The organism is Burkholderia sp. AU27893 (assembly GCF_002223205.1).
GTDB lineage: Bacteria > Pseudomonadota > Gammaproteobacteria > Burkholderiales > Burkholderiaceae > Burkholderia.
The window spans coordinates 545,747-558,686 of the sequence record NZ_NKFD01000004.1; the positions used below are offsets into that span (position 1 = coordinate 545,747).

The 12,940-nt window shown below is 67.9% G+C and carries 12 protein-coding genes; 9 read left to right on the plus strand and 3 right to left on the minus strand.

Annotation, left to right across the window (positions count from 1 at the left end; translation table 11 throughout):
* Positions 1-14: 14 nt before the first annotated feature.
* Positions 15-509 carry a hypothetical protein gene (locus CFB47_RS22350; RefSeq protein ID WP_089462304.1) on the minus strand — a complete coding sequence of 165 codons (495 nt, stop codon included), beginning with the start codon at positions 507-509 and terminating at the stop codon, positions 15-17.
* A gap of 387 nt (positions 510-896) precedes the next feature.
* Between CFB47_RS22350 and CFB47_RS22360 the strand changes: the two genes are divergently transcribed.
* Positions 897-1,574, plus strand: coding sequence for a response regulator transcription factor (locus CFB47_RS22360; RefSeq protein ID WP_089459004.1), 678 nt, complete (start codon positions 897-899; stop codon positions 1,572-1,574).
* A 25-nt stretch (positions 1,575-1,599) separates the two neighbouring features.
* Here CFB47_RS22360 and CFB47_RS22365 read toward each other — a convergent pair whose 3' ends face one another.
* Positions 1,600-3,153: a methyl-accepting chemotaxis protein gene (locus tag CFB47_RS22365; protein WP_089462305.1), complete on the minus strand. Its 1,554-nt coding sequence runs from the start codon at positions 3,151-3,153 to the stop codon at positions 1,600-1,602.
* A gap of 259 nt (positions 3,154-3,412) precedes the next feature.
* Between CFB47_RS22365 and panE the strand changes: the two genes are divergently transcribed.
* The 8 genes from panE (at position 3,413) to CFB47_RS22405 (ending at position 12,674) form a co-directional block, all read left to right on the plus strand.
* Positions 3,413-4,360 carry a 2-dehydropantoate 2-reductase gene (panE, locus tag CFB47_RS22370; RefSeq protein ID WP_089462306.1) on the plus strand — a complete coding sequence of 316 codons (948 nt, stop codon included), beginning with the start codon at positions 3,413-3,415 and terminating at the stop codon, positions 4,358-4,360.
* A gap of 238 nt (positions 4,361-4,598) precedes the next feature.
* Positions 4,599-5,558 carry an AraC family transcriptional regulator gene (locus CFB47_RS22375; RefSeq protein WP_089462307.1) on the plus strand — a complete coding sequence of 320 codons (960 nt, stop codon included), beginning with the start codon at positions 4,599-4,601 and terminating at the stop codon, positions 5,556-5,558.
* Between the two features lie 121 nt (positions 5,559-5,679).
* Positions 5,680-6,624: a substrate-binding domain-containing protein gene (locus CFB47_RS22380; protein ID WP_089462308.1), complete on the plus strand. Its 945-nt coding sequence runs from the start codon at positions 5,680-5,682 to the stop codon at positions 6,622-6,624.
* A 62-nt stretch (positions 6,625-6,686) separates the two neighbouring features.
* A complete protein-coding gene (locus CFB47_RS22385; RefSeq protein WP_089463512.1) occupies positions 6,687-8,207 on the plus strand; it encodes a sugar ABC transporter ATP-binding protein in 1,521 nt (506 codons plus the stop codon).
* Entirely contained in the window at positions 8,194-9,207 is a 1,014-nt protein-coding gene (locus CFB47_RS22390; RefSeq protein WP_089458587.1) for an ABC transporter permease, read from the plus strand. The genes CFB47_RS22385 and CFB47_RS22390 overlap by 14 nt, the downstream gene beginning before the upstream one ends.
* Positions 9,208-9,253: 46 nt before the next feature.
* Positions 9,254-10,342 (plus strand): alcohol dehydrogenase catalytic domain-containing protein, encoded by a 1,089-nt coding sequence (locus tag CFB47_RS22395; RefSeq protein WP_089462309.1) that lies wholly within the window; start codon positions 9,254-9,256, stop codon positions 10,340-10,342.
* A gap of 29 nt (positions 10,343-10,371) precedes the next feature.
* The gene (locus CFB47_RS22400; protein ID WP_089463513.1) at positions 10,372-11,919 is read left to right on the plus strand and encodes an FGGY-family carbohydrate kinase; all 1,548 of its coding nucleotides are present in this window, start codon (positions 10,372-10,374) and stop codon (positions 11,917-11,919) included.
* A complete protein-coding gene (locus tag CFB47_RS22405) occupies positions 11,916-12,674 on the plus strand; it encodes an SDR family oxidoreductase (protein WP_089462310.1) in 759 nt (252 codons plus the stop codon). The genes CFB47_RS22400 and CFB47_RS22405 overlap by 4 nt, the downstream gene beginning before the upstream one ends.
* Positions 12,675-12,745: 71 nt before the next feature.
* Here CFB47_RS22405 and CFB47_RS41265 read toward each other — a convergent pair whose 3' ends face one another.
* The gene (locus CFB47_RS41265) at positions 12,746-12,886 is read right to left on the minus strand and encodes a hypothetical protein (protein ID WP_021158153.1); all 141 of its coding nucleotides are present in this window, start codon (positions 12,884-12,886) and stop codon (positions 12,746-12,748) included.
* Positions 12,887-12,940 lie beyond the last annotated feature (54 nt).

Sequence of the window (12,940 nt, forward strand, 5' to 3'; positions counted from 1 at the left end):
CGCGCCGCGCGCGATCAGGCGGCCGGCCGCTCGAAGCCCGATGCGACCCAGCGCTCGGCACTGGCCTTGTTGAGCTTGAACCCGGCCGACACCTTCGCTTCGGCCAGCAACTCGCCATACGGATCGAATGCCTTGAGCTGCGCGTACGGCTCGAATTCGTCCGGCACGATGTCGAGCGTCACCGACACCTCCTGGTCGTCCTCGCCCTGAACCGTCACTTCCTTGTGCAGCATCGCGCGCCGCTGCTGCTCGTGCCGCATCAGCACCTCGGTCGCGGTCTTCACGAGCGTGCGGAACGCGTTCGCGTCCATCGGCTTCGGGTTCTTCTTGTCGCGGCCCATGGTCCACGGCCCGACGAGCGCGGGCTCGGACTCGCCGTCCTTGATCATCTCGACGGCCCAGCCGTCGTCGTCTTCGTTCTTGATGATGCGGGCCGTCCAGCCGTTGTCGCGCCAGAGGCCGTCTTCGTGGATGGAGGTGTCGTCGGGTTGCAGGTCGGATTCGGTCATGGGGAAAGCGGGGGTACGGGCAGCCGGCAAACGGGCGGCGGCGCGCGGCCGGCATCGGCGCGTCGCTCGCCGCCGGTGGCCCGGCGCGGGATGCAAAGGCGTCGATTTTACCTGCTGGCCGGTCGCTTGGCCCGGATCGGCCGCCACGCTGGCCATTCGGCGGATGTCAGCGGCGACCGGCCGCCTCGTGTCGGGCGTTCGAACCGGCTCAAATATCAAACTCGTATTACGTCCCGGACGACCGATCCCGATGCCGTCCGATATCCCGCCTGCGCGCAGCTTCATAGAATCGACATTCAGGCTAAAAATAGCCTGAATGTCCTTTCAACGCCAAATCGGCCGTGCGTGCCCCGTGTCGCGCGGCCGATGAATCACCTGGAACTGCGCATGAGGAAATTCAATGTTCGCGTCGTTTTCGCGTACGACTGGCCGTTGACGCTGGCCGGCATCGAGCAGGTCGCGGGCAGCGGCTGTGCGATCGAGATCGTCGCGGTGTACCGGAGCGTGGCCGAACTGGTCGCGTCGCTCGGCGGCGTCGACTGCGATGTCGTGCTGGTCGACTATGCGATCCGGGCAGACGAGCAGATGGACGGGCTCGCGATGTTCGACTGGCTGCGGCGCACGCGTCCGAACGTCGGGATCGTCGCGCTGGTCGCGAACGAGAATCCGCTGATCTTCGGGTCGATCCTCGCGATCGGCGGCGTGAGCATCGTCAGCAAGTTCGACGAGGTCGGCCATATCGTCACGGCCATTCATTCGAGCTACAGCGGCGGGCGTTACCTGTCGCCGCTCGTCAGGCGCGCGGTCGATGCATTCGGCGAGCGCGGCGAGGCGCCCGTGAAGCTGTCGGCGCGCGAGATCGAGGTCATTCGCCTGTATCTGTCGGGGGTGCCGATCAAGACGATCGCGCAGCGTCTGAGCAAGGGCAAGCAGACGGTCAGCGCGCAGAAGATCAGTGCGATGAAGAAGCTCGGTGTGAGCAACGACGTCGAGCTGATCCAGCGGGCGGCGGGGTTGGGGCTTGGCACTGGCCTGACCGCGTCACGGCCCGGCCGCGCCGCGTGAGCACGCGTGCGCCGGGCGGCCACCGTCAAACCGGCAACGCAAACCGCGTCACCGCATCCCGCAGCGCCTCGGCCTGATCGCGCAGCGAATGCGCGGCGGCCGCGGCTTGTTCGACGAGCGCCGCGTTCTGCTGCGTCACCTGGTCCATTTCGCCCACCGCGCGATTGACCTGCTCGATCCCGGCGCTCTGTTCGCGCGACGCATGGCTGATCTCGTCGAGGATCTCGTTCACGCGCCGCACCGACTGCACGATCTCGGCCATCGTCTCGCCCGCATGCGTGACGAGCGCCGCGCCTTGTTCGACGGTCTCGTTCGACGACACGATCAGCGACTTGATCTCCTTCGCCGCCGTCGCCGAGCGTTGCGCGAGCGAGCGCACCTCGGCCGCGACCACCGCGAAGCCGCGGCCCTGTTCGCCGGCGCGCGCCGCCTCGACCGCCGCGTTCAGCGCGAGGATGTTGGTCTGGAACGCGATCCCGTCGATCACGCCGATGATGTCGCCGATCTTGTGCGAGCGGTCGGTGATCTCGTTCATCGTGCGCACGACGTCGTCGACCACCGCGCTGCCGCGCGTCGCTACCTGCGCGGCCTGGTCGGCGAGCGACGCGGCCTGCGCGGCGCTGTCCGCGTTCTGCTTCACGTTCGCGGTCATCTGGTCCATGCTCGACGCGGTCTGGACGAGCGCGGCCGCCTGTTCCTCGGTGCGCTGCGACAGGTCCGTGTTGCCGGACGCGATCTCGCTCGCGCCGACGTTGATGTTCTCGGTGCCCATCCGCACGCGCGACACCATGTCGATCAGCCCGCCCTGCATCGTGTGCAACGCATGCAGCAGGCTGCCGCGATCGTCCTGCTTCACGGTCACGCGCGCGGTCAGGTCGCCCTGCGCGATGCGCTGCGCGGCGTCGAGCGCCACCTCCAGCTCGCCGCCGAGGTTCGCGCGCACGCTCTTCAGCACCAGCACCATCACGGCGGTCGCGATCCCGCCGAGCACGGCCGTCATCGCGAGCCAGCGGCCGACGCTTTCGAGCACCGCCGAGCGGACGTCGTTCATGTACATGCCGGTCACGAGATACCAGTCCCACGGCGCGAAGCGCTGCACCGCGCTGGTTTTGTCCTGCGGCTTGTCGGCGCCCGGCTTCGGCCACAGATACTCGACGAAGCCCTTGCCGCCTTCCAGGTTGCCGGCCTTCACGATCTCGACGAACAGGTGCTTGCCGTTCGGATCGGTGAAATTCGACACGTCCTTGCCGTTGAGCTCGGACTTGATCGGATGCATCACGATCACCGGCTTCGAGTCGTTGATCGAGATGTAGCCGTCGGCGCCGTGGCGCATCGCGGCGATCGCCTCGATCGCCTTCTGCTTCGCTTCGGCTTCCGGCAGCGCATTCTGCTGCGACAGCTTGTAGAAATGGTCGGTCACGCTCGCGGCCTGCGCGACCAGCGACGCGAGCTGTTCGCGGCGGTCCGTGATCATCGATGCGCGCGTCTGCCATGCGCCGAGTCCGGCGATCACAAGCAGGCCGAGCCAGAGGATGACGATCATCGAGGCGAGTTTCTGATTCAGGGAAAGGTTGCGCATGGTGTGTGGTCGGTCAGTCGTGGATGCTCCCCGGAACGGCGTGACGGGGTAAGTGTCTTGACGGCGTCCGACGGGCGTCACCGTAGACGGGTTATCCCTAGGAACCGGTACCGAGGACGCATGCCTGTCATCCCGGCAAGGGTATCTATGCATATGCATAACGGGTGTCGCTATACTCACGGGGCGATGGCGTGTGCGCCGCACGTCCGCCTCAGCGGTTCGGCGGCGCGGCGGCAAATGAAACCGAAAGGAGGCAACGATGCGAATTCTGGTAGTAGGGGCCGGCGCGGTCGGCGGGTATTTCGGCGGCCGGCTGGCCGCGGCGGGGCGCGACGTGACGTTCCTGGTGCGCGACGGCCGCGCGGCCGCGCTGGCGCGCGACGGGCTGCTGATCCGCAGCCCGCGCGGCGACCTGACGCTCGCGAACGTGCAGACCGTGCGCGCGGGCGACGCGGCTGCCGGCGTCGCGCCGTTCGACCTGGTGCTGCTGAGCTGCAAGGCGTACAGCCTCGACGACGCAATTCAGTCGTTCGCGCCGTTCGTCGGCCCGCAGACGCTGATCCTGCCGATGCTCAACGGGATGCGTCATCTCGACGTGCTGCGCGACCGGTTCGGCGCCGCTCAGGTGCTCGGCGGGCTGTGCGTGATCGCGGCGACGCTCGATCGCGAGCAGCGCATCGTGCACCTCAACGACACGCACGGGGTCACCTTCGGCGAACTCGCGGGCGGCGAATCGCCGCGCGTGCGCGCGGTGGCCGACGTGCTCGGCGGCGCGGGATTCGATGCGACGCTCAGCGACAACGTGGTCGCGCGGATGTGGGAGAAGTGGGTGTTCCTCGCGACGCTCGCCGCGAGCACGTCGCTGTTCCGCGGCTCGGTGGGCGACATTCTCGCCGCGCCGGACGGCCGTCGCCTGCTGGAGACGATGCTCGGCGAATGCAGCGCGATTGCCGAGCACAACGGCCACCGGCCCGACCCGGCCGCCATCGAGCGGATGCAGCGGATGGTGCTGACGCCGTCGCCGCTGACCGCGTCGATGCTGCGCGACGTCGAGAACCATGCGCGCGTCGAAGCCGATCACGTGATCGGTGATCTGCTCGCGCGTCGCGACCCGCAGGCGGCCGATGCATTGTCGCTGCTGCGGATCGCGTACAACCACCTGAAGGCATACGAAGTGCGGACGGCGCGCGAGCACGCGGCCGCATGAGCATCGGCGCGGGCGGCCGCGCGGCCGTTCCGCGCTGCACAAATTTGCCGTCCGGCGCCCTGTATGGCCGGAATGCGCAAAAAAGTATCGGAAATCAGGCGTAAAGTTGGTGGAGCCGCGCGCTCGATCGACCTACATTGCTTCCCATGCGACCGGTCGCGTCGCCGCGTGAAATGCGCGGTGACGCGCAAGCAGCCGAACAGGCCGGCCAGCGAGACATGGGAATGGAGACGCCAACATGATGCACCCCGATCTGGAAGTGGTCGACGTGCGACGCGACGAGTCGTTCAAGGTCTGGTCGCACGGCTATCCGTACCGCACGATCCGCTGGCATTTCCATCCCGAATTCGAACTGCACCTGATCGTCGCGACGCGCGGCAAGTATTTCGTCGGCGACCACATCGGCTCGTTCGGCCCCGGCCATCTCGTGCTGCTCGGCCCGAACCTGCCGCACAACTGGGTCAGCGACATGGCCGAAGGCGAAACCGTCGAGCGCCGCAATCTCGTGATCCAGTTCGACCCGGCGTTCGTGCGCCGTTGCATGGACGCGTTTCCCGAATGCCGCGACGCGCAGGCGCTGCTCGACGATGCGCGGCGCGGGGTCGGCTTCGATGCGGCCACCAGCGCCGCGATCGCGCCGCTGTTCGACGAGCTGCTGGCCGCGCGCGGCATGCGCCGCATCGCGCTGTTCATGACGATCCTCGAACGGCTTTGCGGAGCGGCTGAACGCACGCTGCTCGCGAGCCCCGCGTACGACCAGACCGACGTCACGCCCACGCGGCTCAGCCATGCGCTGTCGTACATCGGCAAGAACCTCGCGTCCGAGCTGCGTGAATCCGATCTCGCGCAACTGACCGGGCAGAGCATCAGCGCGTTCTCGCGTGCGTTCCACCGCCAGACGGGCATGCCGTTCGTGCAGTACGTGAATCGTCTGCGGATCGAGTCCGCGTGCCAGATGCTGCTCGCCGACGACGCGAGCATCACCGATATCTGTTTCCAGGCCGGCTTCAACAACGTGTCGAACTTCAACCGCCAGTTCCGCGCGGTGAAGGGAATGGCGCCGTCCGAATTCCGCGCGCTGCAGCGCCTGAACGCGCGCAGCCGCGAACTCGCGCTGCACGCGGCGCCCACCGGCAATCCGCTGCCGCCGCGTGTCGTCACACCCGGCATCCCGGCGCTCGCACCGCAGCCCGGATGATCGCGGGGCCTCGGCCCGCCTGAATTTTCCGCACCGTTTCACCCAGCGCAATCGCGTCGCCCACGTCGCGAGGGGCGCGTTCACCCACGAAAAAGCCGCACACATAACCGGAGACACCGTCATGACGCATGCATCGCCCGCTTCATCCCCCCGCCGCGCCGCCCGCATGGCGGTGATTGCCGCGCTCGCCGCCGCGGCCTGGCTGCCCGCCGTCGCCGTGCAGGCCGCGCCGTTGCGCATCGGCATGACGTTCCAGGAGCTGAACAACCCGTATTTCGTGACGATGCAGAAAGCGCTGAACGACGCGGCCGCGTCGATCGGCGCGCAGGTCGTCGTCACCGACGCGCATCACGACGTCAGCAAGCAGGTGAGCGACGTCGAGGACATGCTGCAGAAGAAGATCGACATCCTGCTCGTGAACCCGACCGATTCGACCGGCATCCAGTCGGCGATCACGCAGGCGAAGAAGGCCGGTGCGGTGGTGGTGGCCGTCGATGCGAACGCGAACGGCCCGGTCGATTCGTTCGTCGGCTCGAAGAACTACGACGCGGGCGTGATGTCGTGCGACTACCTCGCGAAAGCGATCGGCGGCAGCGGCGAAGTCGCCATTCTCGACGGCATCCCGGTCGTGCCGATTCTCGAACGCGTGCGCGGCTGCAAGGCCGGGCTCGCGAAATACCCGAACGTGAAGCTCGTCGATACGCAGAACGGCAAGCAGGAGCGCGCGACCGCGCTGTCGGTCACGGAAAACATGATCTCCGCGCATCCGAACCTGAAGGGCATCTTCAGCGTGAACGACGGCGGCGCGATGGGCTCGCTCGCCGCGATCGAGAGCTCGGGCAAGGACATCAAGCTGACGAGCGTCGACGGCGCGCCCGAGGCGATCGCCGCGATCCAGAAGCCGAATTCGAAGTTCATCGAGACGACCGCGCAGTTCCCGGCCGACCAGGTGCGCATCGCGCTCGGCATCGCGATCGCGCGCAAGTGGGGCGCGACGGTGCCGAAGGCGATTCCCGTCGACGTGAAGGTGGTCGATCGCGGCAACGCGAAGGGTTTCAGATGGTGAACGACGTGCGATGCGACACGAAGGGCGGCGGCACGGCCGGCGCTCTTCGCACGGAGAAGCCGATGGACACGATACTCAGGCTCAGCCACATCACGAAAAGCTTTCCGGGCGTGAAGGCGCTCGCCGACATCGATCTGGAGATCGCGCGCGGCGAGATTCACGCGCTGCTCGGCGAGAACGGCGCGGGCAAGTCGACGCTGATGAAGATCCTGTGCGGCATTCACCAGCCGGATACGGGCACGATCGAGATCGACGGCACCGCCCGCCATTTCGCGGACTATCACGATGCGGTCGCGGCGGGCGTCGGCATCGTGTTCCAGGAATTCAGCCTGATTCCGCACCTCGACGCCGTCGACAACCTGTTCCTCGGCCGCGAGCTGCGCAACCGGTGGGGCGCGCGCGACCGCAAGCGGATGCGGCACGCGGCGGCCGCGATCTTCGCGCGGCTCGGCGTCGCGATCGATCTCGATGCGCCGATCCGTGCGCTGTCGGTCGCGCAGCAACAGTTCGTCGAGATCGGCAAGGCGCTGTCGCTCGACGCGCGCATCCTGATCCTCGACGAACCGACCGCCACGCTCACGCCGGCCGAGGCCGAGCACCTGTTCGCGATCATGCGCGAGCTGAAGCGGCAGGGCGTCGCGATGATCTTCATCTCGCATCACCTCGACGAGATCTTCGCGGTGTGCGACCGCATCACGGTGCTGCGCGACGGCCAGTACGTGGCGACGACCGACGTCGCGCGCACGGACGTCGAGCAACTGGTACGGATGATGGTCGGCCGCCGGATCGCAAGCAGCTTTCCGCCGAAGCCGGCGCGCGCGGCCGATGCGCCGCGGGTGCTGGAGGTCAACGAACTGCAGATCGAGCGCGGCGGCCCGGTGAACCGCTTCACGCTGCATGCCGGCGAGATCCTCGGCTTCGCCGGGCTGGTCGGCTCGGGCCGCACGGAAACCGCGCTCGCGGTGATCGGCGCGACGCGTGCACACCGCAAGGACGTGCGCGTGCGCGGCACGGCGGCGAAGCTCGCCGATCCGGCCGACGCGCTGCGTGCGGGCATCGGCATCCTGCCGGAGAGCCGCAAGACGGAAGGGCTCGTCACGTCGTTCTCGATCCGCGACAACATCTCGCTGAACAACCTCGGCAAGTACCGGTCGATGCACTGGCTGATCGACCGTCGCGGCGAAGCGCGCACCACGCTCGACGTGATGCGGCGCGTCGGCGTGAAGGCGCCGTCGATCCATACCGAGGTCGCGACGCTGTCCGGCGGCAACCAGCAGAAGGTCGTGATCGCGCGCTGGCTGAACCATCACACGTCGGTGCTGATCTTCGACGAGCCGACGCGCGGCATCGACGTCGGCGCGAAAGCCGAAATATACGGGCTGATGCGCGAACTTACCGCGCGAGGCTACGCCATCATCATGATCTCGTCCGAGCTGCCGGAAATCGTCGGCATGTGCGATCGCGTCGCCGTGTTCCGGCAGGGCCGCATCGAGGCGACGCTCGACGGCGACGAGATCGATCCCGACACGGTCATGACCTATGCCACGGCCGGCACGCGAGGAGCGACCCATGAACCTGCCTGATTCTTCTTCCACGCCTTCCACGACGCTCACGGCCACCGCCGGAAACGGCGACGCCCCGCCGCCACGCGCGAGGTGGGCGCAGCTGCGGCGCTCGACGCTGTTCTATCCGCTCGTCGGCCTGATCGTCGTGTGCATCGCGATGATGATCGCGAGCCCGAGCTTCCTGTCCGCCGCGAACCTGGAAAACGTGCTGCGCCAGGTGTCGATCAACGCGATCATCGCGGTCGGCATGACCTGCGTGATCCTGACCGGCGGGATCGACCTGTCGGTCGGCTCGGTGATGGCGCTGTCGGGCACGCTGGCGGCCGGGCTGATGGTCGCGGGCGTGAACGCGGTTGCCGCGCTCGCGATCGGCATCGCGGTCGGCTTTGGTTTCGGCTTCCTGAACGGCGTGTTCGTTGCGTTCGCGGGGATGCCGCCGATCATCGTCACGCTCGCGACGATGGGCATCGCGCGCGGCCTCGCATTGATCTACACGGGCGGCTATCCGATCGACGGCTTGCCCGACTGGGTCGCGTTCTTCGGCAGCGGCAAGGTGTTCGGCATCCAGGCGCCCGTGCTGATCATGCTGGTGGTCTATGCGATCGCGTGGCTGCTGCTCGACCGGATGCCGTTCGGCCGCTACGTGTATGCGATCGGCGGCAACGAGCAGGCGACGCGGCTCACCGGCGTGCGGGTCGCGCGCGTGAAGCTGATCGTCTACACGCTGGCCGGGCTCACGTCGGCGCTCGCCGCGATCGTGTTGACCGGGCGCCTGATGAGCGGTCAGCCGAACGCGGGCGTGGGCTTCGAGCTCGACGCGATCGCGGCCGTCGTGATGGGCGGCACGTCGATCTCCGGCGGGCGCGGCGCGATCCTTGGCACGCTGGTCGGTGCGCTGCTGCTCGGCGTGCTCAACAACGGGCTGAACATGATCGGCGTGAACCCGTATGTGCAGAACGTGATCAAGGGCGGAATCATCCTGCTCGCGATCTACATCAGCCGCGAACGGTCGCGGTAACGGCCGATTCATCAGTCATCCATATCATCTACAAAAGAGACAACTCATGACGACACCCGAAGCCCTGCCGCGGATGACCGCGGTCGTCTGCCACGGCCCCGAGGACTATCGCGTCGAACAGGTCGCGAAGCCGCGCCCCGGCGCGAACGAGCTCGTGATCCGCATCGCCGCATGTGGAATCTGCGCGAGCGATTGCAAGTGCTATACGGGCGCGAAGATGTTCTGGGGCGGCCCGAGCCCGTGGGTGAAGGCGCCCGTGATTCCCGGCCACGAATTTTTCGGCCATGTCGAAGCGCTCGGCGACGGCGCGGCCGGGCATTTCGGCGTGGCGGTGGGCGAGCGCGTGATCGCCGAGCAGATCGTGCCGTGCGGCAAGTGCCGCTATTGCAAGTCGGGCCAATACTGGATGTGCGAAGTGCACAACATCTTCGGCTTCCAGCGCGAGGTGGCCGACGGCGGGATGGCCGAATACATGCGCATTCCGCCGACCGCGATCGTCCACAAGATTCCGCTCGGCGTGTCGCTGGAGGATGCGGCGATCATCGAGCCGCTGTCGTGCGCGATCCATACGGTGAACCGCGGCGATGTCCAGCTCGACGACGTGGTCGTGATCGCGGGCGCGGGCCCGCTCGGGCTGATGATGACGCAGGTCGCGCACCTGAAGACGCCGAAGAAGCTCGTCGTGATCGACCTGATCGACGAGCGGCTCGAACTCGCGCGCGAGTATGGTGCGGACGTGACGATCAACCCGACGCGCGACGACGCGCGCGAGATCGTCCGGTCGCTCACCGACGGCTACGGCTGCGACGTCTACATCGAGACGACCGGCGCGCCGGTCGGCGTGAGCCAGGGGCTCGACCTGATCCGCAAGCTCGGCCGCTTCGTCGAATTCAGCGTGTTCGGCGAGGATGCGACCGTCGACTGGTCGATCATCGGCGATCGCAAGGAGCTCGACGTACGCGGCGCGCACCTGGGGCCATACTGCTATCCGATCGCGATCGACCTGCTCGCGCGCGGGCTCGTCACGTCGAAAGGCATCGTCACGCACGATTTCGCGCTCGAGGACTGGGACGACGCGATCCGCGTCGCGAAATCGCCCGAATCGATCAAGGTGCTGCTGAAGCCGGCCCGCTGACGGCCCGCGTGCGCCTCACCGGAGACATCATGGAATACGTCATAGGCGTCGACATCGGCACGCAGAGCACCAAGGCGCTGCTCGTCGACCGGCACGGCACGATCGTCGCGCGGCGCTCGGCCGGCTACCAGCCCGATACGCCGCGCCCGCTGTGGGCCGAGCAATGGCCGCAGGTGTGGTTCGATGCGGTGCTCGCGTGCATCGCCGGCTGCGTGAGCGATGCGCGCGCGCAGGGCGTGCCGGCCGATGCGATCCGCGCGGTGTGCGTGGGCAGCCTGTACGGCGGCTCGGGCATTCCGGTCGACATCGACATGCGGCCGCTCCATCCGTGCCTGATCTGGATGGACCGGCGCGCGACCGCGGAAGTCGACTGGGTCGACGCGAACGTGAACGTCGAGCGGCTGCGCGTGATCACGGGCAACGGCGTCGACAGCTACTACGGCTTCACGAAGATGCTGTGGCTGCGCGACCAGCGGCCGGACGTGTGGGCGAACGTGCGCTATTTCCTGCCGCCGAACGCGTACGTGATCTACCTGCTGACCGGCGAGGTCGCGGTCGATCACAGTTCGGCCGGCAATATCGGCGGCGTGTACGACGTTGCGCGCCGCGAGTGGTCCGACGACGCGCTCGACATGCTCGGCATTCCGGCGACGATGATGCCCGAGCGGCTCGTCGAATCGACGGACATCGTCGGCGGGCTGTTGTCGCAATGGACGGAGCCGCTCGGGCTGCCGGCCGGCACGCCGGTCGTCGCCGGCGGCGTCGATGCGGCCGTCGCGACCTTCGCGGCCGGCGCGACGCGCACGGGGCAGCATGTCGCGATGATCGGCACCAGCATGTGCTGGGGTTACGTGAGCCCGCACGTCGATGCGCGTCACGGGCTCGTCAGCATGCCGCACGTGTTCAACGGGCAGCGCGACCTGTACGTGTTCGGCGGCGCGATCACGGCCGGCGCGTCGGTCGCCTGGTTTCGCGACCAGTTCTGCCACGCGGAAATCGAAGCGGCGCGCCTGCTGCCGCACGGCGACCCGCACATGCTGCTCGAGGAAGCGGCCGAACGCGTGCCGCCGGGCGCCGACGGCATGCTGTTCCTGCCGTACCTGATGGGCGAGCGCAGCCCTGTGTGGGACGCGAAGGCGAGCGGCGCGTTCGTCGGGCTGAGTCTCGCGCATACACGGGCGCACCTGTATCGCGCGGTGCTCGAAGGCGTCGCGTTCGCGTTGCGGCACAACATCGAGGCCGGCCGACGCGGCGCGGTGGCTTTGGATGACCGGCTGATCGTCGTCGGCGGGGCCGCGCATTCGGCGCTGTGGATGCAGATCATCGCGGACGTGACGGGCTTCCCGGTGTGGACGATCGAGCAGGATGTCGAAGCCGCGATGGGGGCCGCCTTGCTCGCGGGCGTCGGGGCAGGGCTCGTATCACACGACGACGCGCAAGGCGGCTGGGTCACGCTCGTCGAGCGCGCACGGCCGGATGCCGAACGTGCGAAAGCGTACGCGGCGCGCTTTGCGCTTTATACGGCGCTGTATCCGGCGCTCAAACCGATCATGCACGGGTTGCACACGCCATCATGAAGACACGATTCGATTTCGGCGGTTCGCGGGTGCTCGTCACGGGGGCATCGAGCGGGATCGGGCGCGCGTGCGCGGTCGCGCTGGCGCGGGCGGGCGCGCAGGTCGTCGCGGCCGGGCGCGACCTGGCCGCGCTCGATGCGCTGGCCGGCGAGGCCGCGTGCGAGACGATGCGGCTCGATGTCGGTGGCGACGAGCATGCGATCGATACGGCGCTCGCCGCGCACGAGGCATTCGACGGCCTCGTGAATTGCGCGGGGATCGCGTCGCTCGAATCGGCGCTCGAGGTGAGCGCCGCGCATTTCGATCGCGTGATGGCCGTCAATGCGCGCGGCGCGGCGCTCGTTGCCCGGGCCGTCGCACGGAAGATGATCGCGCGCGACGCGCGTGGTGTCGCGCAGGCGCGGGGCAGCATCGTCAACGTGTCGAGCCAGGCCGCGCTCGTCGGGTTGCCCGCGCATCTGAGTTACTGCGCGTCGAAGGCGGCGATGGATGCGATCACGCGCGTGCTGTGCATCGAACTCGGGCCGCACGGCATTCGTGTGAACAGTGTGAACCCGACCGTCACGCTCACGCCGATGGCGCAGTTCGCGTGGAGCGAACCGGAAAAGCGGGCGCCGATGCTGGCCGCGATTCCGCTCGGGCGATTCGCGGAGCCGGGCGAGGTCGTCGAACCGATCCTGTTCCTGTTGAGCGATGCGGCGTCGATGGTCAGCGGTGTGTCGCTGCCGATCGACGGCGGGTATACGGCGCGCTAGGCAACGTCATGCGGCGATGGCGCATGACGACGGGAACCGCGCGGCGAATGGGTGGAACGGTCGCCTTGCGGCTAAACCGGATCCTTGCTCGGCGGTCCGTCCGGTTGCTGCGGGTTGTCGTGATGGCCGGGCGGCGACGACAGCGGATCGTCCTCCGGGTCGCGGTTCGGGTCGGCCGGTGGCTCGGGCGTCGGGGTCGTGTGATCGGTCATGGTGAACTCGCGCAGTGCGTGACGGCGGTGGCGCGGCAGGGGCGCCTCGTCTCC